The organism is Selenomonas sp. oral taxon 136 (assembly GCF_001554015.1).
In the GTDB taxonomy this organism is placed as follows: domain Bacteria; phylum Bacillota; class Negativicutes; order Selenomonadales; family Selenomonadaceae; genus Centipeda; species Centipeda felix.
Window position 1 is genome coordinate 678,350 of sequence record NZ_CP014239.1, and the last position, 25,192, is coordinate 703,541.

Consider the following 25,192-nt stretch of genomic DNA (forward strand, 5'->3'; position numbering starts at 1 on the left):
GCTCCGAATGGAGCGTTTTTTATTGCATCTTACTGTTTTCCCGAGCCCAAGTATTTAGTACCTTCTTTACTTCACGCCAGTCGGGGAAATAGCGATCCATGCGGGCGTAGAACTGCGCGTTGTGCCCACGCACCCATAGGTGCGTGAGTTCGTGCATCATGACATAGCGCAGAGCACGCACGTCATACTGTACCAGCTGCAGATTGAGCGTGATGTAAGCCGTCCGCACATTGCAGCTGCCCCAGCGTGTCTTCATCGCGCGGATGCGCCAACGTTCGGCATGTTTTCCGACAATTGCCTCACAGTGCGGTGCTTCCCGTTCAATCGCCGCTGTGAGTTCACGACGGCAGAGTGCATCGACTGCCGCACGGCGCGTTTGTGCATCCGCGTCCGCAGGCGCGTGGAGCACAATCATCCCGCCGACCCATTCGGCGTACGCCTTCCCGTGCACCAGCGGAGCATCGGCAATATGACAAGCTTTCCCCCAGAGATGCACAATATCCCCCGCCGCATAAAGCGACGGGGGCTTTTTTGCACGCATAGAACGCAGGCGCGCCTCAATCCACGCACGCCTGTGCCTGACGAAGTCCTCCATATCGCACAGCAATGTGCGGCGCGGCACACTGAGTTCGATGCGGCTGCCATCCGCACTGACGCGGAGGTAGAGGTTCTTGATGTTCTTGTAGCGGATGACGGCAGGAATCCCCGCCAGTGTCCGCTCCACCTCGCGCAGGATGCGCCCCTTCATTTTCTATGTCCTGTACGCATCTTCTGCGCGACGTTATACATGGCGTCGAGTTCTTCCTGATCGAAGGTATAAACTGCACCGCAGAAGTGGCATTTCACCTCTGCCGTCCCGTCGTCGCGGAGTGCGCGCAGATCTGCCTCACCAAGGGTCAGCAGACGGTCGGTGATGTAGTTCTTCGAACAGTTGCAGCGAAAGGCAAGATCGGTATGGGAAAGGATCTTTACATCGTCAAACCCGCCGAGGACGCTGCGGATGATGCCCTCCGCATCCAGGCCGCCCTCCACCATGTGAGAGACAGAGGAAATCCCCTTCAGGTTCGCCTCAAGGCGGTCAATCACTGCATCCGATGCGCCCGGCAGAGGCTGGACGAAGAAGCCGCCCGCGCCGAGGCACTGCAGCTCGGGACTGACGAGGACACCGAGCCCGATCGAGGACGGTGTCTGCTCCGAGGTGTAGAGGTAGTGGATGAGATCGTCGGCGATCTCTCCGCTGACGATATTGACGCTGCCTGTCACGGGCTCTTTCAGCCCCGTGAAGCGCGTGACAGAGAGGATGCCCTGCCCAATGCCGCCGCCGACATCGATCTTGCCGTGCGCATTCAGCGGCAGATGCACATGCGGATGATCGACACAGCCGCGCACCGAGCCATCCGCCGTCGCATCGGCCGTCACCGTGCCGAGAGGTCCGTCTCCCTTGAATTTGATCGTGACGGATTCCTTGTTCTTGAGATTTGCGGCAAAGAGGAGCGCGCCCGTCATCGTGCGCCCGAGTGCCGCCGCCGCAACGGGCCAACAGTCATGCCGCCGCATTGCCTCGGCGACCACATCCGTCGTCACCGCCGCAAATACGCGCAGCTGTCCGTTTGCCGCCGTTGCTTTTACCAGTTGATCCATATTGCCTTACCAGTCGAGCGCGCGCTCATGCAGAACATCGCCCGTATCAATATCAAAAATCCGAATCGTGCCGTCCTCGAGGACAGCGACGGTATTGCGCCCGTCGGGGCGCTTCGAGAGCGCCACCGAACCAGGGTTGAGAAACACCGTATTGCCGCGCTTTTCGAGAACGGTGATGTGCACATGCCCGCTGATAAAGAGATCAGCGCGCAGATGCTGCGCCATTTCATCTTTCTCCGCATCCGTCATAACGGCATCGCCGTGCGTGACGATGATGCGCCGCCCCTCCCACACAACGTAGGCGTAGGGAGACAGAACGGGAAGTGTGAGACAGCTCGCATCCACATCCGAGTCACAGTTTCCCTTGGCAATGATGACGGGGATCTCCGAAGCGTTGATGCGCTCGATCAGCCCCATCGGGTTATAGTCCGCCTTCATTGGGTTGCGCGGCCCATGATAGGCGACGTCACCTGCATGGAGGATAAGGTCTGCCCCCGTGAAAAACTTCTCGCACGCGCGCGTCCATGCGCCCTCATGGCCGTGCGTATCACTGATGATGCCAATCTTCATCGCATCACAGCTTTCCGAGGAGACTTGCCATCTCCATCGCCGCCATCGCGGCATCGGTGCCCTTGTTGCCTGCCTTCGTGCCCGCGCGCTCAATCGCCTGCTCGATGTTCTCCGTCGTCACGACGCCGAAGATCGTCGGCACGCCCGTCTGGAGGCTGACCTGCGCGACGCCCTTGGAGACCTCATTGCACACGTAGTCATAATGCGTCGTCGAGCCGCGAATGACCGCCCCGAGACAGAGCACTGCATCATATTTCCCGCTCGCCGCCATCTTCTTCGCCGCAAGAGGGATCTCGAACGCCCCCGGCACCCATGCCACGTCGATGTCACTGTCCGCCGTCTCATGGCGGTGCAGCGTATCGAGTGCACCGCCAACCAGCTTACTCACAATAAACTCGTTGAAACGCGCGGCAACAATGCCGAATTTCAGCCCCTTGCCGCTGATGTAGCCTTCGATGATGTTCGCCATGTCAGTTTCTCCTTACTCCTCCATCATCTTCACAAATTGATTGTGTGATGATGCATTATAATACCCCAACTTATGTAGGCTGTACCAATCCTCGATCAGAGTTTCCTCCGCAGCATGGAGCGCAGCCAGAACTTCTCTGGCAAATTCCAGAGGTGCAGCCCCGTTTGCCGTAATGATGTTCCGGTCGAAAACCGCCTGCCTCGCCTGATAGTTCTCTGCGCCCTTGTATTTTGTCCCCTTCCACTCCTGCAGTGCAGACAAGCGGTTTCCTGTATGCTTGACCGAATCGAGCACACCGATGGATGCTAAAAACGCCGCCGCATCGCAAATCCCGCCAAGTATCTTGCCGTTTTTCACACAATGCTCGACCAATGGGATCATCTTCTGTGTACGCTCTTCACGCCACCTCATACCGCCGATGAGGAGCAGAGCATCGTAATTCTTCGGTGCAGAATCCACTGTATAATCCGCCGCCGCATGAATACCGCCAATGGAGGTTATAGGCTCTTTCGAAAGGGAGACTGTCTTGACCGCAAATTTTCCCTGACCAAGCATGTGAATTGCTGTCGACACGTACGCAGCTTCCCAGTCTGCATACTGTTCAAGAAGTGCCAGTAAAACCGTCTTCATCTCTCACGCCCTCGCACTCATTTCCCCAATTCCTCATCGCTGAGGATATGTCCCATCTTTTCCTTCTTCGTCTCCATGTAACGACGGTCATGCTCATTCGGATGGATGACGAGCGGTACGCGCTCGACGATCGTCAGCCCATAGCCCTCAAGCCCCGCACGCTTTGCGGGATTGTTCGTCAAGAGACGGATGGTCGAAAGCCCGAGATCGGCAAGGATCTGTGCGCCGATGCCGTAGTCGCGGAGATCCGGCGCAAAGCCGAGCTCGACGTTCGCCTCGACGGTATCGCGCCCCTGATCCTGCAGTGCGTAAGCGCGCATCTTGTTCGCAAGCCCGATGCCGCGTCCCTCCTGCCGCACGTAGAGGACGACGCCCTCGCCCTCCGCCTCGATGCGGCGCATTGCCGTTGCGAGCTGATCGCCGCAGTCACAGCGCATCGAGCCGAGCGCATCCCCCGTCAGACACTCCGAGTGTACGCGCACGAGAACATTTTCCTTGCCGCGCACATCCCCCTTGACGACGGCGAGGTCACAGCGTTTGTTGAGCGTGTTCTCGTAGGCGATCAGTTTGAAATGCCCATACTTGCTCGGGAAGTCCACCTCCGAAATCCGATGGACAAAGTTCTCCGTATGCTTGCGGTACTCGATGAGATCCTTGATGGTGATGATGTTCAGCCCATGCTGTTTCGCAAACGCCTTCAGCTCGGGCGTGCGCATCATGTGGCCGTCATCCGCCATGATCTCACAGCAGAGCCCCGCAGGGAACAGTCCCGCCATCCGCGCAAGGTCGGTCGTCGCCTCGGTGTGTCCCGCACGGCGCAGGACGCCGCCCTCGACCGTACGCAGGGGGAAGACGTGCCCCGGGCGGCGGAAATTCGCGGGCTTTGCCGCAGGATCGAGCAGCATCTTGACCGTGTGGCACCGCTCGTACGCAGAGATGCCCGTCGTCGTGTCGTACGCATCGACACTGACGGTGAAGGCAGTCTCGTGGTTGTCCGTGTTGTTCTCCACCATCTGACCGATCTCAAGCTCGTCGAGACGGCTGCCGATGATCGGCGTACAGATCAGCCCGCGTGCATGCGTCGCCATGAAGTTCATGTGCTCCGGCGTCATCTTCTCTGCCGCAACGATGAGGTCGCCCTCGTTCTCCCTGTCCTCATCGTCCACGACGACGAGCATCTTTCCATTTTTGATATCCTCAATCGCCTGTTCAATCGTTGCAAAATCTGACATGCTATTTCTCCTAAAGTATTGTGAATATGACATCTCTGTGCTGCGAGTCCCACGCGAACACCTCGTTACGCAAGCGGTCGCATGCTTATCTGTCTAAATACCGGCGCACTTCTTAAACGCGCTGCGCTTGAACGAAAGAAGCACGCCGGGGACAGAACGCATGCTTTCCCCGCTTGCTTCACTAGGGTTCGCTTAGGGACATCGCACCCCACATCTACCACACTAAAACCCATGCTGCATCAGATATTCCCGCGTCAGCCCCGTCTTCCCCGCAGCAGAACTTTCACCCCCGAGCAGCTTCAGCGCATATTTCCCGAGGATATCCGTCTCGATGTTGAGCAGACTGCCGATGCGCTTCGCGCCGAGATTCGTCACCGTGCGCGTGTGCGGGATGAGGCTGACGGTAAAGTCCGCCGCGCCGGCTGCCGCCACGGTGAGGCTGATGCCGTCGAGGGCAACCGAGCCCTTCTCGACAATCCCGCGCAGAATGTCTGCATCGGCGGCGACCGTCATGAGAATGGCATTTCCCTCCTCGCGCATGGCTCGTATCTTCCCCACGCCGTCGATGTGCCCGCTGACGAAATGTCCGCCCATGCGCGTCGTCGGCAGCAGCGCCCGCTCCAGATTGAGCGGTGCGCCGCGTGTCAGCTCCGCGAGCGAGGTGCGCCGCACCGTCTCGGGCATCACGTCGGCAGAAAAGCCCTGTGCATCGAATGAGGTGACCGTGAGGCAGATGCCGTTCACGGCGATGCTGTCGCCGATGTGCGCATCCGACTGGACGAGATGTGCACCGATCGAGAGCACGCCGCCCGAGAGGCGGGCAAATGTACCGACCTCCTCAATGATTCCTGTAAACATATCCTCACCTCACTCCGCCGGTGTGTGCAGGCTGCCCGTCACGAGGAGATCCGCGCCGACCTGTTCAACGTGCATATCATGGAGGTGCAGTGCCTCCTGCGGCGCGTCAAAGCCCATACCGCCGACGGGTGTCGGTGCCTCCCCGCCGCCCATCAGCATAGGGGCGATAAAGGCGCAGATCCGATCCACATAGCCGCCCGCAAGAAATGACCAATTCACCGCAGCACCGCCCTCAACGAGGAGGGACGTGCAGTCACGCGTGCCGAGCCAGTCGAGCACGCGCGGGAGCTCCACGCGCTCCGCCCCGAGTGTCACCACCTCTGCGCCGCATGCGCGGAGGCGATCCACGCGTCGCTGATCGGCACGCTCACTCACGGCGATCACCGTCGGAGCCGCTCCGTCCGTCACCAGTCTCGCATCATGCGGCGTGCGCGCCGCCGAATCCAGTATGACGCGCAGCGGATTCTTCCCTGCACGATGCGGCAGTCGCGTTGTCAGGCTCGGATCATCCGCGAGCACAGTGCCGATGCCGACGAGAATCGCGTCGCTCGCATCGCGCATCTCATGCACGCGCAGACGTGCCTCCTCGCCCGTAATCCAGCACGACGCCCCCGTATGACTTGCGATCTTCCCGTCGAGCGTCATCGCCGTCTTGAGCGTGACGAGGGGGCGCTTCGTTGTCACCCACGTGAGAAACGCAGCGTTCTGCCGCCGCGCTTCCACCGCGCAGACGCCCGTCACGACCTCGATGCCCGCCGCCTCAAGCATCGCGATTCCGCGCCCTGCGACAAGCGGATTCGGGTCACGGAGCGCCACCACGACGCGCGTGATCCCCGCGGCGATCACCGCCTTGGCACAGGGGCCCGTCCGCCCCTGATGCGCACACGGCTCGAGCGTCACATAGAGCGTCGCACCGCGTGCCAACTCCCCCGCCATGCGGAGCGCGTGAATCTCCGCGTGCGGCTCGCCCGCCGCACGGTGCCAGCCGCTCGCAGCGACGATCCCGTCACGTACGATGAGCGCCCCCACGAGCGGATTCGGCGACGTGCGCCCGCGCGCAAACTCTGCCAGATGCAGAGCCTCGCGCATATAGGATTCGTCCGTTTCGTTCATAGTAATCCCATTCTGTTCTTTACCTTCTTGAGAAGCTTATCTTGTGCTCCCGAAGTGACCCCTAGTGAAACCATCGGGAAAAGTGCACGGTACGCCCCTGCGGATTTCTTCCGTTCAAGCGCAGCGCGTTTAAGGAATCCGCAGGTATTTCAGCGTACAAGGGCGCGGCCGATTGTGTAACGAGGCGTTCACGAGGGAGCACAAAATAACAGAGAAAAATTAAAAGCCGCCGGAAGAATCTCCTCCGGCGGCACATAAATCGTCCCAAGAAATCACAGATATTGCATATCCATGTTCCTATCATAAGACGCGCCTTTTCTCATCCAGACTGCGAAAGCATCTGCCTTCTTCACTGTCGGCTCCGGAATTACACCGAATCATGCCGCTCTCACAAGCAGCTTGCGGGCTGTACCGCCGGTGGGGATTCTCACCCCGCCTCAAAGAGCATCATTCGTATGCTATTGTATCATTCTGTATTTGGACTGTCAATTGTAAATCTTGCACGTGCCGCGTGTCTCCTCAGCGCGGCGCACGACCTCATCGAGATCCGCCCCGCAGACTGCGGCAATCGCAGCGACCACACTGCCCTCAACGATAGGGCAGTCCGCCATGCGCACGCGGCTGCTGCGCAGCTCCTCGATGATCGTCTCCGCCGTCAGCACAGAGCTGCCTCCGTCCGCGAGCACAACAACGCCATCCGCGCTGCAGACACTGTCGATCGCTGCTGTAATGCGCGCATAACTCGTCCCAAAGCCGCCGTCCTCCATGCCGCCCGCCGTTGCGATATGCGCATCCTTTGCCATCATGCGGCACGTCTCCGCGATGCCATGCGCGAGCACGGCACTGTGCGTTACAATCACAAGTCCGACCATATCAGCCTCTCCGCCGTGTCCATGCCCCGACGCCGCACACCGCTCCCGCGAGTACCGCCGGCAGGAGATATGCCGCCTGCGGCAGTGCCGCCAGAATCATCACACCAACCGTACGGTCGTGCACAATCATCGAGCCGCCTGTCCAGCCCAGAATCGCCGCACCGAGCACAACGAGCACGGGATACTTTTCCATCAGTTTTCCGATGAGCTGACTGCCGCTGACGACAATCGGAACGCTGATGAGCAGCCCGAGCACCACGAGCAGGAAGTCGCCGTGCGACGCGCCTGCAATCGCGATCACGTTGTCAATCCCCATCGCCGCATCGGCAATGATGATTGTCTTGACCGCGCCCGCAAACGTCTCCGCCGCCTCGATATGCTCCTCGCCGTGGGCAGGGCGCAGGAGCTTCACGGCGATCGGCAGCAGCACGAGCCCGCCGAGTGCCTGTAAATACGGCACGGAGAGCAGCTGCACCGCAAAGAACGTCATGATGAGACGTATGCCAATCGCGCCCGCCGTTCCGACGTAGATGGCGCGCTTCCTCAGATGTGCCGGCAGACGGTTGGACGCCATCGCAATCACGACGGCATTGTCGCCTGCGAGCACAAGATCAAGCACAATGATCGAAAAGAGTGCCACAAAGAACTGCGACGAGAAGAGTTCGACTTCCACAGCTTCTCCTTTACTTCGCCATCATCTTGGCAAGCTTCTGTGCAAAGGCGACGGGGTTCTCCGGCAGAATGCCCTCGATGAGCAGCGCCTGCGTGTAGAGCAGATCACAGTAGTCTTTGAACTCCTCGCTGTCCTTGCCTGCCGCGTGCACCTGCTGCAGTTTTGCAAAAAGCTCATGATGCGGATTGATCTCAAGAATGCGCCGCGCCTTGAACATCGGATTATTCATCTCGGCAAAGGTCTGCTCCATTGAGAGCGACGGGCCCGCCTCATCCGCGACAAGACAGACGGCACTCGACCGCAGACGCTGTGATATCTTCACCTCAGCGACCTTGTCACCGATGGCTTCTTTTACGTCCTTGATGAGATCGTCGTTCGCCTTGGCGATGTCTTCCGTTTCCTTCTTCGCCGCCTCGCTCTCCGCATCACCAAGATCGAGGTCGCCGCGGCTGATCGAGTGGAAGTTCTTTCCGTCATACTCGCGCACGGTCTCAATGGCGAACTCATCCACCGGGTCGAGCAGGAAGAGTACCTCAAGGCCGCGCTCACGCAGCTGTTCCATCTGCGGCAGCTGCTCAATCGTCGTCTGATCTTTTGCCGTTGCGTAGTAGATGCTCTTCTGGCCCTCGGGCATCCGCTCAGCGTATTCCTTCAGCGAAACAAGCTTACCCTCCTTCGAACTGTGGAAGAGCAGGAGATCCTTCAGCTTGTCCACCGTATCGCGGCCGGAGTACATGCTGTTGTAGATGCCGATCTTCAGTGCGCGGCCGTACTGCTCCCAGAACTTTTCGTAGTCCTCGCGGTTCTTGTCGAGCTTTTTGCCCAGTGCCTTGAGAATGTTCTTCTCCAGTGCGCGTCCGATGGTCTTCAGCTCACGGCTCTGCTGCAGCAGCTCACGCGAGATGTTCAGTGAGAGATCGGGCGAGTCAACGAGGCCCTTGACAAAGCGCAGGTAGTCCGGCAGCAGATCCTTGCATTTGTCCATGATGAAAACATGGCGCGAGTAGAGCTGAATGCCGGGCTCATAGTCCGCCTGGTAGAGATTGAACGGTGCACGTGCAGGGATCTCGAGGAGCGCCGTATACTCCACCGTGCCCTCCGCCTTCGTGTGGAACACCTCCATCGGAGCTTCCCACTCGTGGAACTGATCGCGGAAGAAATCGTTGTACTCCTCGGGTTTGATCTCCGACTTCGCACGCGTCCAGAGCGGCTGCATCGAGTTCAGCGTGCGCAGCTCCGTCTTCTTGATCTTCTCCGCACCCTCGATGATCTTTCCCTCATCATCGCGCGGCATCTCCTCCGTCGTCACGTTCATGCGGATCGGATAGCGCACGTAGTCGGAGTACTTCTTTACAAGGCTCTCAAGCACAAACGTATCCGTGTAGTCCGTCTCGCCCTCCGTGAACTCCTTCGCGAGGTGGATCGTCACCGTCGTGCCGCGCGACTCCTTCTCTGCATCCTCAATCGTATAGCTGCCGTCGCCCGCCGACTCCCAGCGCGTTGCCTGCTGCGTCTCACCGGCACGGCGCGTCACGATCGTCACGCGCTCTGCAACCATGAACGCAGAGTAGAAGCCCACGCCGAACTGTCCGATCAGATCCTTGTCCGGTGCGCCGCCGCTTTCCTCCTTCGCCTTTGCCAGCTGCTCCATGAATGCCTTCGTGCCCGACTTTGCAATCGTTCCGATGTTCTCCACGACCTCTGCACGCGACATGCCGATGCCGTTATCGGAGATCGTCAGCGTCTTGCTGTCCTTATCCGGGACGAGAAAAATCTCATAGTTTTCGTTGCCCTCAAGGATGTCGCGGTTCGTCAGACTCTCAAAGTGGAGCTTGTCGATCGCATCCGACGCATTTGAAATCAACTCGCGCAGAAAAATCTCACGGTTTGTATAGATCGAGTGGATCATCAGCTCGAGAAGCTGTTTTGTCTCTGCCTGAAACTCAAATGTCTCTTTTGCCATATATCGTTCCCCCTGTTTCTACGCACCACTAGATAAAGGTGATGCAAAACTATGCCTATCGTACACGAAAAATGACAAAAAGTCAAATTCTTTCTCATCATGCGCGCTTCGAGTCTCGAATTTTCCTGTTTGCAATCCACGGCTTTTTTCGGTATACTCTAAAGTGATTTTTATAGGCAGTTTTTTGTTGAAAAGGAGATGTACTATGGATCAGGAGCAGAACACACAGCAGCCGCAGCAAGAACAAAACATCCCGCAGAAGCCGCAGACGATCATTGTAAAGTCGACGAAAAATGTCGGCCTTGCCGCTGGTCTCGGATTCTTCTTTGGTCCGCTTGGCATGTGCTACGCGACACTTAAGGGTGCACTCATCATGTTTCTCGTCAACATTGTCATCGGAATCTTCACACTTGGATTTGGTGTGTTCCTTACATGGCCGATCTGCGCGATCTGGGCATACGTGGCGGCAAAGAAATATAATGAGCAGCTATACGCCGAACTCGGTTAATGCTGATTTCATTGAACCTCTGCGAGATTGTGCTATAATGAACACAGTTTTAGGCGTTTTGCTCTAAAGAACGGAGGATTTTCATGAAGCAGATTTCGTTCACTTCGCTCGCGCGCACCTCTGTGCTCGTACTCGCACTTGCCCTGCCAATGGGAGCGGCATCCGCTGCCGAGACCACGGCACCCACGCCCGCGACGATCACGATTGGGGGAACGGGCACCGCCTACGTTGCCCCCGATACGGCGGAGATCACTGTCGGCGTTGTTACGGAGGAGGCGGATGCCGCACGCACGCACGCAGAGAACGCCGCACAGACGGCACGTGTCCACAATGCCGTCCGCGCACTCGGTGTCGCCGACCGCGACATTCAGACCGTGCACTATGATTTTTCACAGCGTTACGATATGCGCGACGGCAGCCGCAGCGAAGTCATCGGCTATACGGCACAGAACTCCGTCGTCATCACCGTGCGCGACCTCAACAATGTCGGTAAGATCATCGACGTAGCACTTGCAAATGGGGCGAACCGCATCGACTCGCTGAACTTCACGGCGAGCGATACGAGCGCCGCGAAAAATGAGGCTCTCACAGATGCGGTACGCGGCGCAAAAGAGAAGGCACAGGCGGTCGCCAGTGCACTTGGCGTCCGCCTCGTCCGCATCGCAAATGTCTACGCCGACACACAGGCAGACATGCCGCGCAACGAAAACTATATGCCGATGATGATGGCGAAGGGCGCATCGGCTGCAGCGACGCCGATCGCACCAGGCGAGCTCTCAGTCGCTGCTACGGTCAACGTGACCTATGTCGTCGAGTAAGCGCCCGCGCGTATCTGCTGTCGAGGCAATTCGCGGCATCTCTATGATGGGCGTGATCGGCATCCATATCGGCGCGGAGTATCTCGCCAACCCATCGCCAAACATTCATCTGGTAGCGCTTTTCGACATCGGCACGCGCTTTAGCGTACCGATTTTTTTCTTTATCTCAGCGTTCGGTCTGTTCTATGGAAAATCCCCATCCGCTCCGTTTTCCTATCGGGATTTCCTCACGCGCCGTGCCCATGCTGTCGTCATCCCCTACCTCATCTGGTCGCTCTTTTATCTTCTTCATGACGCATGGCACTACGGTGTCGGCTTTCCGCCTCTTCTGTCCATTCCGGGGATTCTCTTTTTCGGCAACGCAAAGTATCAGCTCTACTTCATGGTCATTCTGATCTGGTTCTACCTCTTGATGCCGCTCTGGCGCATCCTCCTGCGCCGCATGACGCTTCCGCTGCTCATGGGCATCCTCGCTCTCCAGATTGCCTTTGACTACTGGTCAAGCTTCGATACGGCGTTCAACCTCTACGTCTACGGACTGCCCGAGGGATCGCTTCTGCGTGCATTGCTCTTTTATCGGCTGAACTATTGGGTCGTGCATTACGTCTTTATCTTCCTCCTCGGCGGCTATATTGCCCTCCACTGGGAGACATTTCGTACGTGGATGCTGCACCGAGCGGGTCAGCTCTATGCATTCGGTATTCTGAGTCTCATCGCCCTCCTCGCATGGTACTACAAACTGCTCCTCGTGGACGGCTATACCCCGCTTGAGGGAATCTATACCGCACATCAGCTCTCACCGCTCGGCATCTTCTACACCATCGGCGCATCGCTCGCACTCTTTGCGTTCTTCACACGGCTGGGGACAGAGACTATGCCGGGGCGTGCGTTTCAGATCCTCGGAAAGCACTCCTACTTCATCTATCTCGCCCACCCGATGGCGATCACCTATCTGCTCGCTGTCCTCCATCGGACAGGACACATACTGACCGCCCCGCTCGCCCTCGCCATGTATGCGGCAGCGCTTCTGCTGTCGCTGTGCGGCGCGGTCATCATGCGGCGCATCGGGGAGCGTATCCCGCTGGTGAATGAACTGACCATCGGAATGAAGGAAAAGAAATAAAAATGTCCAAAAAGGGCTGCTGTACGAATTTTTCTCTCTTCGTACAGCAGCCCAATTTTATGTCTTAGACCGTATCAGTCCAACGCCTTACAGCCCAGCTTCCTTCTTCAACAGCTCCGCCTTGTCCGTCTTCTCCCACGGCAGATCGACATCCGTACGGCCGAAATGTCCGTACGCCGCCGTCTGACGATAGATGGGACGGCGCAGGTCAAGCATCTTGATGATGCCCGCAGGGCGCAGATCGAATGTTTTCTTGACCAGTGCGACGATTTTTTCCTCATCGACCTTGCCCGTGCCGAATGTCTCGACCATGACGGAAACGGGATGTGCCACACCGATGGCGTAGGCAAGCTGGATCTCTACACGGTCAGCGAGCCCTGCCGCGACGATGTTCTTCGCCACGTAGCGCGCCGCATACGCCGCACTGCGATCTACCTTCGTGGGATCCTTGCCCGAGAAAGCACCGCCGCCATGGCGCGCCCATCCGCCGTAGGTATCGACGATGATCTTGCGCCCCGTGAGCCCCGAGTCGCCGTGCGGTCCGCCGATGACGAACTTGCCCGTCGGATTGACGAAGTACTTCGTCTCCGCACGCAGGAGTTCTGCCGGGATGATCTCCTTGATGACCTTCTCGATCATGTCCTTGCGGATCGTTGCGAGATCAACAGCCTCGTCGTGCTGGGTCGAAATGACAACCGTATCGACATAGACGGGCTTGCCGTCCTCATAGGCGACGGTGACCTGCGTCTTTCCGTCGGGACGCAGGTATGGAAGCATCCCGTTCTTGCGCACTTCGGTCAGGCGGCGTGCCAGCTTGTGGGCGAGCACGGTCGTGAGCGGCATATACTCAGGCGTCTCGTTCGTCGCATAGCCGAACATCATACCCTGGTCGCCGGCACCAATCGCCTCTGCTGCGTCCATATCGCCCTCGCGCGACTCGATTGCGCGGTCAACGCCCTGTGCGATATCCGGCGACTGCTCGTCGAGCGAAACAAGGATGCCGCAGGTGTCGGCATCAAAGCCGTAGCTGGCATTCGTGTAGCCGATCTCGCGCACGGTCTGGCGAATGATCTTCGGAATATCGACATAGCACGAGGTCGAAATCTCGCCGACGACATGCGCCTGTCCCGTCGTGACGAGCGTCTCACAGGCAACACGTCCCATCGGATCCTGTGCAAGGATCGCATCAAGGATGCTGTCCGAGATCTGGTCAGCGAGTTTGTCCGGATGTCCTTCGGTGACGGATTCGGACGTAAAGAGCATTTTCTTCATGTAGAACCTCCCCTAGTTCATAGGTCCTCCCTCTCCATTTTCCATAAGAAAAGCCTCCCGCTGAGATGTGGGAGGCTGTGATTTCTGCCGCTCTCATCTCATAGGCGCTCCGCCTATAGGAATTGGCACCGTTGGCACACATTGCCATGGTTGCCGCAGCTTCATCGGGCCACTCCCTCCGCTGCTCTGGATGAGGTATATTTACGGAATCTTTGATAACGCCAATCTGGTGGACTTCATTTTATCAGTGATTCCTTATTTCCATGTAATGTATTATAGTGAACGCCGTTCACTTTGTCAAGGGCGAATTTTACCGTGCGCGGGTCAAGGAAATACATTCTCCAGCCGATCGAGAATCACGCCCGCGAGCGCGGACTTTGCCATCATGGGGCACTCCTCCATGCGTCCATCTGCGTAGAAGATCTGGGCATGATTCGTCGGCGTGCCAAAGCCTGCATTCTGCTCCGCGACGTTGTTCGCCACGATGAAGTCAAGGTTCTTCTTCTGGAGTTTGGCACGTGCATACGCCTCGATGTTCTGCGTCTCTGCCGCAAAGCCGACGAGCACCTGATGCGTCTTTTTCTGTCCCAGCTCATAGAGGATATCGGGGTTGCGCGTCAGTGTGAGGGTCAGCGTTCCCTCCGATTTCTTGATCTTCTGCTCCGCCGTCTCTGCAGGACGATAGTCAGCGACCGCCGCCGCCTTGATGACCGCATCCACGCCGTCATAGTCGGCAAGCACTGCCGCATACATCTCGCGTGCCGTACGCACATCCACGCGCCGCACACCTGCGGGCGTTTCGAGGGGCGTGGGGCCGGAGACAAGGATGACCTCTGCGCCGCGCTGTGCTGCCTCTGCCGCAATGGCGTAGCCCATACGTCCCGTCGAGCGGTTGCCGAGGTAGCGCACGGGATCGAGCGGCTCCTCCGTCCCCGCTGCGGTCACGAGGATGCGCCGCCCTGCGAGGCTCTGCCCACGCGCAAAGTACTCCTTGACGACGCGTACGATCTCCTCCGGCTCGGGCAGGCGCCCTGCGCCCGTCGTGCCGCAGGCAAGCATCCCTATGGCGGGAGGGATGATCTGGACACCGCGCGCAGCGAGCCGCCGCACATTCTCCTGCGTCACAGGATTCTCCCACATGACGGTATTCATCGCAGGAGCAAAGAGAAGAGGAGCACGCGTCGCGAGCAGCGTCGTCATCAACATGTCGTCGGCAATGCCCGCCGCCGCCTTCGCGAGAAAATTTGCCGTGGCGGGCGCGACGAGCACCATCTCGGCAAAGGACGCCAGAGAGATATGCGCCACGTGATGCTGCGGCGCCCCCCACATGGTCTCTGCCACGGGTGCATTGGCGACCTCACGGAAGGTGAGCGGCGTGACGAAGGAGGCTGCCGCCCGCGTCATGACGACGCGCAGCTCCGCTCCCTCCTTGCGCAGAAGGCTCGCGACCTCAACCGCCTTAAAGGCGGCGATCCCGCCCGTCACGCCGAGAACGATGCGCCGTCCTGCGAGCGCGCCCATGTCAGACACTCTCCATGCAGAGGTTGTAGCTGATCTTGCCCTCGGCAATCTCCTCAAATGCATTCGTGACATTCTTCGTCGAGCGTGCGCGCTCAGACTTGATGGGATCTCCCTCAAGAATCTGGCGTGCACGCTTTGCTGCGAGCACCACCATGCCGTAGCGGCTGTCCACCTTCGTCATCAGCTCATCCGTCGAAGGGTTGACCATGCCGATTTCTACATTCGTCTTCATTGTGTTTTCTGCCTTTCACATATCAAACTGGGTTGGGTTCATATCTGCACGCAGGCGCTCCGCCGCAAGGATGGTCTGTATCCGTGCCGTCGCATCCTCCACCGTGTCATTGAGCACGGCGTAACGATAGCGTCTGCCAAGCCGAATCTCGTCGCGTGCCGCGGCAAGCCGCCGCGCAAGACTCTCCTCGGACTCTGTGCCGCGCCCCGTAATGCGGCGGCGCAGTTCCTCAAGCGAGGGCGGCAGGAGGAAAATAAACGTGCCGTCGGGACATCGCTCCATCACATTCAGCGCACCCTGCGTGTCGATCTCAAGCAGGATGTCCTCGCCTGCACTGCGGCGTGCCTCAATCGGAGCGAGCGGCGTGCCGTAGTAGTTGCCGTACACATCCGCGTACTCGAGAAACGCCCCCTCCGCAATCATCGCCTCGAACTCCGCACGCGTGCGGAAATAATACTCGCGTCCGTCCTGCTCCCCCTCGCGCGGGGCGCGCGACGTGGCAGAGACCGAAAAGGCGACGCCGCGCGCCCGCGCAAGAAGCTCCTTGCAGACCGTCCCCTTGCCTGTGCCCGATGCCCCCGAGATCACAATCAGCAGCCCTTTTTTCATGTCTCCTCCTCCTTTCGCGTTCCCATGCGTCCTGCAATCGTCTCCGGCAAAAGCGCCGAGAGGACGATGTGCCCGCTGTCCATGACGACGACAGCACGCGTCCGCCGCTTGTATGTCGCATCGATCAGCCGTCCCGCGTCGCGCGCATCCTGCACCATGCGCTTGGCGGACATGGAGGTCGGCGCGACGATGGCGACCATGCGTCCCGTCAGGACGATGTCGCCGAATCCAACATTGACCGTCTCCATCTGTCACTCCAAATTCTGCACCTGCTCGCGCAGCTTCTCCACCTCGTTCTTCATCGCGACGACCACCTGCTGAATGGCTGCGCTGTTCACTTTAGCGCCGATCGTGTTCGTCTCGCGGTTGATCTCCTGCAGCAGGAAATCGAGCCGCCGCCCGACAGGCTCCTCCTCTGCGAGGATCGTGCGGAACTGGGCAAAGTGACTCGCCAGCCGAACGAGCTCCTCCGTCACATTCACGCGGTCGGCATAGAGTGCCGCCTCCTGCATGATGCGCGTCTCATCGGGCGTAACGGTGCGAAACTCCGCCAGCACCTCCGTGAGATGGGCACGGTAGTCCGCCACGATCTGCGGCGCATGCCGCTTCACCTCTTCGCGCTGCTCCTCGAGGCGCGCGAGACGCTTCTCAAAGTCGCGCACGATATGCGCACCCTCAGCGAGGCGCATGACATCGAGCGCGTCGAGGGCGCGTGCGGCAGCATCCAGAAAGGCCGTGCGCGCTCCCGAAAGATCTGCATCCTCGCTGATCGTGATGACGCCCTCGTACGCCGCCGTCATGCGCATGCCGTCCGACAGCGGTGCGTCCACGGCATGCGCCACACGGCCGAGCGCTGCGTAATAGGCGCGGGCAAGACCCTCGTTGACATGAACGGCATAGCGTTTCTCACTGCGATCCTCAAAGCTAACGTAGACATCGAGCTTGCCGCGCGCCACGCGCGTACGGATGAGCTCCCGCAGATCGCCTTCCCATGCGCCAAAGGCACGCGGCATGTGCGGTGCGATCTCAAGAAAACGCTGGTTGACCGCCTTCATCTCGACCACGACGCGGTAGTCCGCCGTCTCCGCCGTTCCCGCGCCGTAGCCCGTCATACTCCTGCGCTGCGTACTCATCGCACCCCCGGCCACTCGCCCGTGAACACCTGCTCGGCAGGCCCCATCATCACAATATGTCCGTCCTCGCGCCATGCCACATGGATCACGCCGCCGTCCACCTCAATCGCCGCCTCACGGTCAAGCACATTGTTCAGCACACCTGCCGTCAGCGTCGCGCACGTCCCTGTCCCGCAGGCGAGCGTAATGCCTGCGCCGCGTTCCCAGACGCGCATGCGTGCATGGCGGCGGTCGCGCACCTCGACAAACTCCGTATTGATCCTATTCGGAAACGCCGCATGATGCTCAAACTGCGCACCGAGCTTTTCCAGAGGAAAGCCGTCTGCATCATCCACAAAGACCACGCAGTGCGGGTTGCCCATCGAGACACAGGTCATCGCGTATTCCTTGCCCGCGACCGTGATGGGCTGCGCCACAACGCGCTCCGTACCGAAGCCCGCCACGGGGATACGCGCCCCCTCAAGCACAGGAATACCCATATCCACAGCGACCGCCGACACGGTGCCGTCCTGCACAATGACGCGCGGCACCATCGTCCCCGCCAACGTCTCGACGGTGAACTCGTCCTTCGTCACGTACCCCTCTTCGTAGAGCCAGCGCGAAAAACAGCGGATGCCGTTTCCGCACATCTCCGGCTCCGTCCCGTCGGGGTTGAACTCGCGCATCCGCACATCCGCCGTCTCCGAGGGGCACGCCGCCATCAGGCCGTCCGCACCGACGCCGAAATGACGGTCGCACATCTCGCGCGCGAGGACAGCGAAGTCCACTGGTTCATGATCAAGAAAATCCACAATCACAAAATCATTGCCGCAGCCCTGCCATTTGCTGAATTTCATAAAGTCCCTTTCCTTATCGTATGATATCCCCCATTATAGTATGAATGACCTCTGTGCGCAAGGCACGCAGCCTGCCCTTTCTGCGATAATTGTGGGGACAGCATGCCACCTAGGAAAGCCCCGATAAAATGAAATTCGCCGACTTGCACATCATTTTTTTGACGTGTATAGGAATCACTGATAAAATGAGGTCTGCCAGATTGGCGTAGATTTTTTCGTCCGAACGAGGTGGAAAACCGGACGCAGAGTGGTGCTCTGTGGAGGATTTTCCGCCGAAGTGCGGGCAAAAAAGATGCGTCAAGATGGTTTACCGAATTTATCAGTGCTTCCTATCATTTTCCTCATCAGACCAAGCGAAAGAAAGGTGATACGATGAGCCTCGACGGCTTCTCCATGTCCGCCCTCGTGCGTGAGCTCGCAGGCGCTCTCACGGGCGGACGCATCGACAAGATCAATCAGCCGAACAAGCAGTCCATCGTCCTCGGCATCCGCCAGCCGGGACAGAACCTGCTGCTCTATATCAATACAAATGCGGGCAACCCCTCGGCGCACCTCATCGATACGGCTCCCGAGAACCCGGCTGAGCCGCCGACCTTCGTCATGCTCCTGCGCAAGCAGCTTGAGACAGGGCGCATCGCCGCCGTGCGGCAGGAGGGGCGTGACCGCATCATCCACCTCGACATCGACGTCATCGCGGGCGGCGGCCGCATCGTCACGCGCACGCTCACACTCGAGCTCATCGGCAAGTACAGCAACATCATCCTCCACGAGGACGGCATCATCACCGAGGCACTGCGGCGCATCGGCGAGAACACGAGCCGCGTGCGCACCGTCTACAAGGGGCTCCCCTATGTTCTCCCGCCCGCACAGGAAAAATGCGACCTCCTCACGGCAGACACAGCGGAGATTCTCGCGCGCGTCCGTGCAGCGGGGGAGGCAAAACTCTTTCAGGCACTCATCGGCGCCGTCCTCGGCTTCGGCCCCGTCTCGGCAAAGGAAGCGGCCTTTCTCGCCGGACTCACGCCGAACATCCCTGTCGCTCAGCTGGACGATGCGGACTTCGCCGCGCTCGCAGATGCACTGGTCGAACTGCGCACATGGATGGAAAAGCCCGCCCCCTCTCTGCGCCTTGACGAAAACGGCAAAGTTGCGGCGATGGCGGCGTTCCCGCTCAGCGCTCTGCCGAAAACGACACTCCTCTCCTATCCCACGGTCAGCGCTCTCATGATCGACGCGGATCGGCGCCTTGGCAGCTACGTCATCCCCGACCGCGAGCGCTTTCGCCGCCTCGTGCGCACGGAGCTCTCCCGTGCGCGAGAGAAATATGAAAAGCTCGGCGCGGAGATCGCCGCCGCCGAAAACGCCGAGGAGCAGAAGATCGCCGCCGACAACCTCATGACCTATCAGTACAACTATGCGGATCATGCCGACGATGCGGTCACGGTCACGAACATCTACAGCGAGACAGGAGAAGCGCTCACCATCCCGCTCGACCGCCGTCTGAACATCATCCAAAACATGCAGGCCTACTATAAGAAGTACGACAAGCTGAAGCGCGCGCAGAAGCTCCTCGCCGTCCAGCAGGATGCGTGCCGTGCGAACATCCGCCATCTCGAAAGCATCGAGGCATCGCTCGACTCCTCCACGCGGCTCGCTGAGATCGCGGAGATTCAGGAAGAGCTGATCGCCTCGGGCTATCTGCACGAGAAGATGCCCAAGAAGAACAAGGATCGCCGCGCGCAGCCCTTCTCCTTCACCGCCCCCGACGGCATGACGATCCTCGTCGGCAAGAACAACATGCAGAACGACGCGCTCACCTTTCGGACGGCCGCACCGACAGATCTCTGGCTGCACGTACGTGATATCCCCGGCTCACACGTCATCCTGCGCACGGGCGGTGCGGCGCCGAGCGAGGAGACGCTCCACCTCGCCGCACAGATTGCGGCGCATTTCAGCAAGGCACGCGGCTCCTCGACCGTCCCCGTCGACTACACCGCCATCCGCTTCGTCAAAAAGCCCTCGGGATCCGTCCCCGGCTTCGTCCGCTTTACCCATGAGAAAACGCTCTTCGTCACCGAGGACGAAGAGGCTCTCGCACCTATCCTCGCACAGAATCCAGCAATATAACAAAAAAGGGGTCTGGTACGAAGTTTCTCGCTTCGCACCAGACCCCTTCTTTTTTCTATGAAATTTTACGCAAACAGCTCAACCTGATTGCTCTCCATCATGCCGTCGAGGCAGCCGTGTGTACGCAGCACCTCGATGGCAGGCGCGGGCACATGGGCGCGCGTCGCGAGATCCTCGACGGAGATGAAGCGTCCATCCCGCCGCGCCTCGACAATCGCCTGCGCCGCCTTCTGTCCCATGCCCGGGATCGCCGTAAAGGGCGGCAAAAGGGAGTTTTCATGCAGGATGAATTTCTCCGCATCGGAGGCGTAGAGATCGACGGGCTCACAGGAGAAGCCGCGCAGGTACATCTCCCATGCGAGCTGCAGGACAATGAGCGTGTCCTGCTTCTTGTTGTCCAGCTTGCCGCGGTGCTCACGCGCCTCAGCGAGGAGCGCGTCGATTGCCGCACGCACGGCATCCTTGCCCTTCGAGATGATGTTTGCATCGAACTCTGCGGCGCGGATGGAGAAGTAGGCGGCGTAGTATGCGAGTGGATAGTGCACCTTGCAGAACGCAATACGGTAGCCCATCATGACATACGCGGTCGCATGGGCGCGCGGAAAGAGGTATTTGATCTTCTGGCAGGACTCGATATACCACTCGGGGATCCCGCCCGCGCGCAGTTTCTCCACGACATCGGGCGCGATACCTCTGCCCTTTCGCACATTCTCCATGGTCTTGAACGAGAGCAGCGGCTCGATGCCGTTCTGCATGAGGTAGTTCATGATGTCGTCACGCGCGGAGATCGCGTCCTTCAGCGTACTCGTGCCCGCCTTGATGAGATCCTGTGCGTTGCCGAGCCAGACGTTCGTCCCGTGGGAAAAGCCCGAGATCCGCACGAGATCGGCAAAACAGTCTGGGTTCGAGTCGTCGATCATCTTCTGCGTAAATGACGTGCGGAACTCCGGGATGCCGTACGTCCCCATATTCGCCCCGAGATCTTCAGGCGTGATGCCGAGCGCGTCGGTCGAGGTGAAGATGGACATGGTCGCGGGATCGTCAAACGGGATGGTCTCGGGGTCGCGGTGCGTCAGCTCCTCCAGCATCTTGATGACCGTCGGATCATCGTGTCCGAGAATATCGAGCTTGACGAGGCGCTCACTGATGGAATGGTAATCGAAATGGGTTGTGAGCGTATCCGACTCCATATTGTTCGCAGGGCGCTGGATAGGCGTGAAGTAGTGCACGTCCATGTCGCGCGGCACGACCATGATGCCGCCCGCGTGCTGTCCCGTCGTCGCTTTGACCCCCATGCAGCCACGCATCATGTGCTCGATGTAGGGGCGGCCCTTCGCCTCGCCCTGATCCTCGTAGTAGTGCATGGCGTAGCCGTAGGCATTCTTGTCCTGCAGGCCTGCGATCGTGCCCGCACGGAACACATTCATCTTGCCGAAGAGGACTTCCGTGTACTTGTGTGCGACGGGCTGATAGTCGCCCGAAAAGTTCAGATCGATATCGGGCACCTTGTCCCCGTCAAAACCGAGGAATACAGCGAACGGGATGTTATGTCCGTCCTTGATGAGCGGCGTGCCGCAGACGGGACAGTCCTCGGACGGCAGATCAAATCCGCTCCCAACCGAGCCATCGTCGATGAACCGATTGTACTGACAGTGCGGGCAGCGATAGTGCGGCGGCAGCGGGTTGACCTCGGTGACGCCGATCATCGTCGCGACAAAGGAGGAGCCGACCGATCCGCGCGAGCCGACGAGATAGCCGTCATCGTTGGATTTTTTCACGAGGCGCTGGGCGATGATGTAGAGCGCGGCAAATCCATGCCGCAGGATCGGCTTCAGCTCGAGCTCGAGACGGTCGGAGACAATCTTCGGCAGATTCTCGCCGTAGAGTTTTCGCGCGCGTGCGTAGGACATCTCCTGAATCTCGCGATCTGCGCCCGGTACCATCGGCGCATAGAGCTCATCGGGGATTGGGAGAAAGCGCTCCGTCTCCTCCGCGATGCGGCGCGGATTCGTTACGACGCACTCGTAGGCGCGCTCCGCACCGAGATAGTCGAACTCCGCGAGCATCTCCTCCGTCGTGCGCAGATAGAGCGGCGGCTGACGCTCGGCGTCACGGTAGCCATTCGCCTTTTGGATCATGGCGCGGTAGACGGCATCCTCGGGATTGAGGAAATGCACATCGCAGGTCGCGATCAGCGGCTTGCCGAGTTTGCGTGCCAGCTCGTCCACCTTGCGGTTGATGTCCCTGAGATCCTCGTCCGTCTGCATGGGAAAGCGGTCGTCAAATTTCAAAAAGTCATTGTTGTGAATGGGCTGGATCTCGAGGAAGTCGTAGAACTTCGCCATCTCCTCCAGCTCCGCATCGGGACGCCCGGCGACGATGCCGCGGATCAGCTCGCCCGCCTCGCAGGCAGAGCCGACGATGATCCCCTCGCGGTACTGCTCTAGGACGGCACGCGGCACACGCGGCCGACCGCGCTTCTTTGTCCCGCGGAAGTAGCGAATATGCGAGAGCGAGACGAGCTTATAGAGGTTATAGAGCCCCGTCTTATTTTTCGCCAAAAAGATGATGTGAAAGGCACGGGCGTCGTCCTCGCCGTCGACGAGATAGCCCTCCATGCCATAGATGATCTTGATGTCGATGCCCTTCTTCGCGAGGGCGCGCGCCGTATTCATCGCCTCGGGGAATGCCTGCACGACGCCGTGGTCGGTGATGGCGACCGCCGGCCAGCCCCAACGCGCCGCCGTCTCGACGAGCACCTTGGGCGGGACGACGGCATCGAGCGCGCTCATCTTCGTATGCGCGTGCAGCTCAACGCGTTTTTCCTCCGCTGTATCCTCGCGCTGCGGGACGCTGCGCCGCTCCATGCTGTCGATGAAGAGCACATAGTCGCTGATGAATTTATCGTATTCGATTTTCCCTTGGATGCGCACCGCACCGCCCTTGCCAATCGCCTTGATGATGCGTTCGACCTCGGCGTCAATCTCCTCCTGCGTCGTCTTGCCGCGCGCGGAGAAAAACTTCTTGCAGCTGATTCCGTTCGTCGCATCGGCAAATTTGATGGTGAGGATATAGGCACCGGACTTCAGCTGGTTCGCCTGCGGGTCAAAGACCTCGCCCTCGAGGACGACGTTCTTGACCTCGTCCTCGATCACGCCCAACGTGCGTGCCTCGCCCGAGACGCCGCGCCCCATAATGACATTGGCGGGGAGCTCCTTCGCCTTGGTGTTCTTCGCCGCGCGCGCCAGTGCGGCGGATGGTGTCGCCTTGGTTGGTGCAGCGGCAGGCACGGCGGGCGGTGTCCAGTCTGCGCTGGGGAGTGCACCACTGAGCGCAGACTCCTCGCAGACGACGCGGCAGGCGCAGCCGACATGCGTGCGCACGGCATGCTCGATACGTCCTGCCGTACTGCTCTGCGCAAAGAGCTCTGCGCCGAATGCACCGGGCGCAGAGATACGGATGACGTTGCCGTCCACAGCGTAGTCCGCCTGCAGCAGCGTATGATAGAGGACGGCATCGCCCGCGGCAGCATCGCGGACGATCTGCTCCCAGAGCGGCGCGACCGCCGGGGCAAGCGCGACGAGATTCTGCTGGATGAGCACCTGCGAGAGCTGATAGTTCGCCGCCACCTGCGCCGCGATGCGCTCGATGAGAGCATCATCCATGACCGTCTGCGTTCCGACGACAATCTCCCACGTATCGCCGCATACCTCGACATGACGGACGACGCAGGCACGCAAAAGAGCCCGCTCCTCCTCGGTGAGGGCGAGCCCATGCAGCAGGCGCAGCAGCAGATCTGCCGCACATGAAAGGATTCGATAGGTCTTCATTCGTCGTACAGCCTCTTGTACTGTTCCCTGTCCTCAAGCACGCGGCGCACGTAGAGCCGCGTCTCGGGGTAGGGAATCGCGTCGATTTCGTCGAACTGATCGGTCCAATGACGGCGCTCCATCCAGTCGCGCACATTGCCGCGCCCCGCATTGTACGCTGCGAGCGCGAGAATGTCGTTGCCGCCGAACTCGCGCTCCAGTTCGGCAAGATACCATACCCCGTAGCGGATGTTAAGGGCGGGATCGTAGAGGTAGTCCTCCGTGAACGGTTCCCCGAGCTGCCCCGCGATCCATGCAGCGGTCTGCGGCATGAGCTGCATCAGCCCAACCGCACCGCCGTCCGAGCGCGCTGTCGTCTGAAACTTGCTCTCGTGCTTGATGACAGCCGCAACGAGGAATGGATCCGTGCGCTGCTGCGCGGCACTCGTCTCGATGTAGCTGCGGTAGTCATAGGGGTAGAGCCACGTCCGTTCGACGATCGTCCAGCCGCCAACGAGGGCAAAGGCGATTAGTGCTGCGACAACAAGACGCAGCAGCAACCACAGCCGAAGCCGCAGATTACGCACGCCCGAGGTACGTCTCCCATAGTTTTTCCACACGCTCTTTCGTCTCTTCCCTTGTCCCACTGTTATCGATTACCACATCCGCCCGCATGCATTTCTCGGCGAGCGGCATCTGCGCAGCGATACGTGCACGCGCCTCTGCCTCGTCCATCGTATGATCGCGCGCAAGGAGACGTGCCAGCTGCTCCTCGGGCGGGAGGGTAACCACCCACGTATCGTTCGTGAGGGCATCCCAGCCCGCCTCAAAGAGGAGCGGCACATCGAGCACCACAACAGCAGTGCCGTCCATGTGGGCGGCATCCAGACGATCCTCTGCAGCCGCGCGGATGATCGGGTGCACGCGGGCGTTCATCTTGTCGCGCAGTACTGTGTCAGAAAAGACACGCCGTGCGATCTCCGCGCGGTCGAGCGTCCCCTCGGGAGTCACAATCTCCGGCCCAAAGAGCTCCACATAGGCGTGAAAGATGGGCTGATTTGGCTGAGAGAGTTCATGGGCTATCGCATCTGCATCCACAATACATGCGCCGCAGTCCTTCAGCATCTTGCTGACCGTAGATTTTCCGCAGGCGATTCCGCCCGTCAGTCCGATGATCCTCACG

At 59.6% G+C, this 25,192-nt stretch carries 25 protein-coding genes and 2 riboswitches; of the genes, 4 read left to right on the forward strand and 21 right to left on the reverse strand.

What is annotated here, in order from left to right:
* Positions 1-19 precede the first annotated feature (19 nt).
* From AXE86_RS03070 to htpG, 11 genes are all read right to left on the reverse strand, one after another.
* Complete coding sequence (locus AXE86_RS03070) at positions 20-748, reverse strand: M48 family metallopeptidase (protein ID WP_061944556.1); 729 nt, start codon at positions 746-748, stop codon at positions 20-22.
* Positions 745-1,641 carry an Hsp33 family molecular chaperone HslO gene (hslO, locus tag AXE86_RS03075; RefSeq protein ID WP_061944559.1) on the reverse strand — a complete coding sequence of 299 codons (897 nt, stop codon included), beginning with the start codon at positions 1,639-1,641 and terminating at the stop codon, positions 745-747. Before hslO ends, AXE86_RS03070 begins: the two co-directional genes overlap by 4 nt.
* A 6-nt stretch (positions 1,642-1,647) precedes the next feature.
* The gene (yfcE, locus tag AXE86_RS03080; RefSeq protein WP_061944561.1) at positions 1,648-2,211 is read right to left on the reverse strand and encodes a phosphodiesterase; all 564 of its coding nucleotides are present in this window, start codon (positions 2,209-2,211) and stop codon (positions 1,648-1,650) included.
* Positions 2,212-2,215: 4 nt separating this feature from the next.
* Complete coding sequence (gene ribH, locus AXE86_RS03085) at positions 2,216-2,680, reverse strand: 6,7-dimethyl-8-ribityllumazine synthase (RefSeq protein WP_061944564.1); 465 nt, start codon at positions 2,678-2,680, stop codon at positions 2,216-2,218.
* Between the two features lie 12 nt (positions 2,681-2,692).
* Positions 2,693-3,310: a DJ-1/PfpI family protein gene (locus tag AXE86_RS03090; protein WP_061944566.1), complete on the reverse strand. Its 618-nt coding sequence runs from the start codon at positions 3,308-3,310 to the stop codon at positions 2,693-2,695.
* 17 nt (positions 3,311-3,327) lie between these two features.
* Positions 3,328-4,542: a bifunctional 3,4-dihydroxy-2-butanone-4-phosphate synthase/GTP cyclohydrolase II gene (locus AXE86_RS03095; RefSeq protein WP_061944568.1), complete on the reverse strand. Its 1,215-nt coding sequence runs from the start codon at positions 4,540-4,542 to the stop codon at positions 3,328-3,330.
* Positions 4,543-4,764: 222 nt separating this feature from the next.
* Complete coding sequence (locus AXE86_RS03100; protein WP_061944571.1) at positions 4,765-5,400, reverse strand: riboflavin synthase; 636 nt, start codon at positions 5,398-5,400, stop codon at positions 4,765-4,767.
* 9 nt (positions 5,401-5,409) lie between these two features.
* Positions 5,410-6,513: a bifunctional diaminohydroxyphosphoribosylaminopyrimidine deaminase/5-amino-6-(5-phosphoribosylamino)uracil reductase RibD gene (gene ribD / locus AXE86_RS03105; protein ID WP_061944574.1), complete on the reverse strand. Its 1,104-nt coding sequence runs from the start codon at positions 6,511-6,513 to the stop codon at positions 5,410-5,412.
* Between the two features lie 307 nt (positions 6,514-6,820).
* Positions 6,821-6,961, reverse strand: a riboswitch (FMN riboswitch).
* Between the two features lie 37 nt (positions 6,962-6,998).
* A complete protein-coding gene (dhaM, locus tag AXE86_RS03110) occupies positions 6,999-7,385 on the reverse strand; it encodes a dihydroxyacetone kinase phosphoryl donor subunit DhaM (RefSeq protein WP_061944576.1) in 387 nt (128 codons plus the stop codon).
* A 1-nt stretch (position 7,386) separates the two neighbouring features.
* The gene (locus AXE86_RS03115) at positions 7,387-8,058 is read right to left on the reverse strand and encodes a TerC family protein (protein WP_061944579.1); all 672 of its coding nucleotides are present in this window, start codon (positions 8,056-8,058) and stop codon (positions 7,387-7,389) included.
* Between the two features lie 10 nt (positions 8,059-8,068).
* Positions 8,069-10,021, reverse strand: coding sequence for a molecular chaperone HtpG (htpG, locus tag AXE86_RS03120; RefSeq protein WP_061944581.1), 1,953 nt, complete (start codon positions 10,019-10,021; stop codon positions 8,069-8,071).
* Positions 10,022-10,226: 205 nt separating this feature from the next.
* Here htpG and AXE86_RS03125 point away from each other — a divergent pair, with 205 nt between their 5' ends.
* The 3 genes from AXE86_RS03125 to AXE86_RS03135 all read left to right on the forward strand — a co-directional run bounded on the left by AXE86_RS03125 (position 10,227) and on the right by AXE86_RS03135 (position 12,470).
* Complete coding sequence (locus AXE86_RS03125; protein ID WP_061944584.1) at positions 10,227-10,529, forward strand: hypothetical protein; 303 nt, start codon at positions 10,227-10,229, stop codon at positions 10,527-10,529.
* A gap of 83 nt (positions 10,530-10,612) precedes the next feature.
* Positions 10,613-11,347, forward strand: coding sequence for an SIMPL domain-containing protein (locus tag AXE86_RS03130; RefSeq protein WP_061944587.1), 735 nt, complete (start codon positions 10,613-10,615; stop codon positions 11,345-11,347).
* Positions 11,334-12,470 (forward strand): acyltransferase, encoded by a 1,137-nt coding sequence (locus AXE86_RS03135; protein WP_061944590.1) that lies wholly within the window; start codon positions 11,334-11,336, stop codon positions 12,468-12,470. The genes AXE86_RS03130 and AXE86_RS03135 overlap by 14 nt, the downstream gene beginning before the upstream one ends.
* An 87-nt stretch (positions 12,471-12,557) precedes the next feature.
* Here the strand turns inward: AXE86_RS03135 and metK are convergent, their stop codons facing one another.
* From metK to dapF, 7 genes are all read right to left on the reverse strand, one after another.
* Positions 12,558-13,742, reverse strand: a complete 1,185-nt coding sequence (gene metK / locus AXE86_RS03140) for a methionine adenosyltransferase (RefSeq protein WP_061944593.1) — start codon at positions 13,740-13,742, stop codon at positions 12,558-12,560.
* 90 nt (positions 13,743-13,832) lie between these two features.
* Positions 13,833-13,939: riboswitch (SAM riboswitch) on the reverse strand.
* A 127-nt stretch (positions 13,940-14,066) separates the two neighbouring features.
* Complete coding sequence (gene coaBC, locus AXE86_RS03145) at positions 14,067-15,263, reverse strand: bifunctional phosphopantothenoylcysteine decarboxylase/phosphopantothenate--cysteine ligase CoaBC (protein WP_061944596.1); 1,197 nt, start codon at positions 15,261-15,263, stop codon at positions 14,067-14,069.
* Between the two features lies 1 nt (position 15,264).
* Positions 15,265-15,495, reverse strand: a complete 231-nt coding sequence (gene rpoZ, locus AXE86_RS03150) for a DNA-directed RNA polymerase subunit omega (RefSeq protein ID WP_006690137.1) — start codon at positions 15,493-15,495, stop codon at positions 15,265-15,267.
* A 15-nt stretch (positions 15,496-15,510) separates the two neighbouring features.
* Positions 15,511-16,104 (reverse strand): guanylate kinase, encoded by a 594-nt coding sequence (gene gmk, locus AXE86_RS03155; RefSeq protein ID WP_061944599.1) that lies wholly within the window; start codon positions 16,102-16,104, stop codon positions 15,511-15,513.
* A complete protein-coding gene (locus AXE86_RS03160) occupies positions 16,101-16,352 on the reverse strand; it encodes a DUF370 domain-containing protein (RefSeq protein ID WP_009752995.1) in 252 nt (83 codons plus the stop codon). The genes gmk and AXE86_RS03160 overlap by 4 nt, the downstream gene beginning before the upstream one ends.
* A gap of 3 nt (positions 16,353-16,355) precedes the next feature.
* On the reverse strand, positions 16,356-17,237 hold the full coding sequence (locus AXE86_RS03165) for a YicC/YloC family endoribonuclease (RefSeq protein ID WP_061944602.1): 882 nt from the start codon (positions 17,235-17,237) through the stop codon (positions 16,356-16,358).
* On the reverse strand, positions 17,234-18,073 hold the full coding sequence (gene dapF / locus AXE86_RS03170; protein ID WP_061944605.1) for a diaminopimelate epimerase: 840 nt from the start codon (positions 18,071-18,073) through the stop codon (positions 17,234-17,236). The genes AXE86_RS03165 and dapF overlap by 4 nt, the downstream gene beginning before the upstream one ends.
* A 372-nt stretch (positions 18,074-18,445) precedes the next feature.
* Between dapF and AXE86_RS03175 the strand changes: the two genes are divergently transcribed.
* Positions 18,446-20,200: an Rqc2 family fibronectin-binding protein gene (locus AXE86_RS03175; RefSeq protein ID WP_061944608.1), complete on the forward strand. Its 1,755-nt coding sequence runs from the start codon at positions 18,446-18,448 to the stop codon at positions 20,198-20,200.
* Between the two features lie 65 nt (positions 20,201-20,265).
* Here AXE86_RS03175 and AXE86_RS03180 read toward each other — a convergent pair whose 3' ends face one another.
* The 3 genes from AXE86_RS03180 to coaE are packed head-to-tail and all read right to left on the reverse strand — an operon-like array spanning position 20,266 to position 25,191.
* Complete coding sequence (locus AXE86_RS03180; protein ID WP_061944611.1) at positions 20,266-24,030, reverse strand: PolC-type DNA polymerase III; 3,765 nt, start codon at positions 24,028-24,030, stop codon at positions 20,266-20,268.
* Positions 24,027-24,629 (reverse strand): lytic transglycosylase domain-containing protein, encoded by a 603-nt coding sequence (locus tag AXE86_RS03185; RefSeq protein WP_442983642.1) that lies wholly within the window; start codon positions 24,627-24,629, stop codon positions 24,027-24,029. Before AXE86_RS03185 ends, AXE86_RS03180 begins: the two co-directional genes overlap by 4 nt.
* On the reverse strand, positions 24,589-25,191 hold the full coding sequence (gene coaE, locus AXE86_RS03190) for a dephospho-CoA kinase (protein ID WP_009753002.1): 603 nt from the start codon (positions 25,189-25,191) through the stop codon (positions 24,589-24,591). Before coaE ends, AXE86_RS03185 begins: the two co-directional genes overlap by 41 nt.
* Position 25,192 lies beyond the last annotated feature (1 nt).

What these genes read in the sequence shown, in the direction of transcription:
- yfcE (WP_061944561.1), bottom strand. Translation starts at nt 2,211, where the DNA reads ATGAAGATTGGCATCATCAGTGATACGCACGGCCATGAGGGCGCATGG.
- AXE86_RS03100 (WP_061944571.1), bottom strand. Translation starts at nt 5,400, where the DNA reads ATGTTTACAGGAATCATTGAGGAGGTCGGTACATTTGCCCGCCTCTCG.
- ribH (WP_061944564.1), bottom strand. Translation starts at nt 2,680, where the DNA reads ATGGCGAACATCATCGAAGGCTACATCAGCGGCAAGGGGCTGAAATTC.
- AXE86_RS03180 (WP_061944611.1), bottom strand. Translation starts at nt 24,030, where the DNA reads ATGAAGACCTATCGAATCCTTTCATGTGCGGCAGATCTGCTGCTGCGC.
- AXE86_RS03160 (WP_009752995.1), bottom strand. Translation starts at nt 16,352, where the DNA reads ATGGAGACGGTCAATGTTGGATTCGGCGACATCGTCCTGACGGGACGC.
- AXE86_RS03165 (WP_061944602.1), bottom strand. Translation starts at nt 17,237, where the DNA reads ATGAGTACGCAGCGCAGGAGTATGACGGGCTACGGCGCGGGAACGGCG.
- metK (WP_061944593.1), bottom strand. Translation starts at nt 13,742, where the DNA reads ATGAAGAAAATGCTCTTTACGTCCGAATCCGTCACCGAAGGACATCCG.
- gmk (WP_061944599.1), bottom strand. Translation starts at nt 16,104, where the DNA reads ATGAAAAAAGGGCTGCTGATTGTGATCTCGGGGGCATCGGGCACAGGC.
- AXE86_RS03090 (WP_061944566.1), bottom strand. Translation starts at nt 3,310, where the DNA reads ATGAAGACGGTTTTACTGGCACTTCTTGAACAGTATGCAGACTGGGAA.
- AXE86_RS03095 (WP_061944568.1), bottom strand. Translation starts at nt 4,542, where the DNA reads ATGTCAGATTTTGCAACGATTGAACAGGCGATTGAGGATATCAAAAAT.
- htpG (WP_061944581.1), bottom strand. Translation starts at nt 10,021, where the DNA reads ATGGCAAAAGAGACATTTGAGTTTCAGGCAGAGACAAAACAGCTTCTC.
- AXE86_RS03125 (WP_061944584.1), top strand. Translation starts at nt 10,227, where the DNA reads ATGGATCAGGAGCAGAACACACAGCAGCCGCAGCAAGAACAAAACATC.
- AXE86_RS03070 (WP_061944556.1), bottom strand. Translation starts at nt 748, where the DNA reads ATGAAGGGGCGCATCCTGCGCGAGGTGGAGCGGACACTGGCGGGGATT.
- ribD (WP_061944574.1), bottom strand. Translation starts at nt 6,513, where the DNA reads ATGAACGAAACGGACGAATCCTATATGCGCGAGGCTCTGCATCTGGCA.
- AXE86_RS03175 (WP_061944608.1), top strand. Translation starts at nt 18,446, where the DNA reads ATGAGCCTCGACGGCTTCTCCATGTCCGCCCTCGTGCGTGAGCTCGCA.
- AXE86_RS03130 (WP_061944587.1), top strand. Translation starts at nt 10,613, where the DNA reads ATGAAGCAGATTTCGTTCACTTCGCTCGCGCGCACCTCTGTGCTCGTA.
- rpoZ (WP_006690137.1), bottom strand. Translation starts at nt 15,495, where the DNA reads ATGAAGACGAATGTAGAAATCGGCATGGTCAACCCTTCGACGGATGAG.
- hslO (WP_061944559.1), bottom strand. Translation starts at nt 1,641, where the DNA reads ATGGATCAACTGGTAAAAGCAACGGCGGCAAACGGACAGCTGCGCGTA.
- coaBC (WP_061944596.1), bottom strand. Translation starts at nt 15,263, where the DNA reads ATGGGCGCGCTCGCAGGACGGCGCATCGTTCTCGGCGTGACGGGCGGG.
- dapF (WP_061944605.1), bottom strand. Translation starts at nt 18,073, where the DNA reads ATGAAATTCAGCAAATGGCAGGGCTGCGGCAATGATTTTGTGATTGTG.
- AXE86_RS03135 (WP_061944590.1), top strand. Translation starts at nt 11,334, where the DNA reads ATGTCGTCGAGTAAGCGCCCGCGCGTATCTGCTGTCGAGGCAATTCGC.
- dhaM (WP_061944576.1), bottom strand. Translation starts at nt 7,385, where the DNA reads ATGGTCGGACTTGTGATTGTAACGCACAGTGCCGTGCTCGCGCATGGC.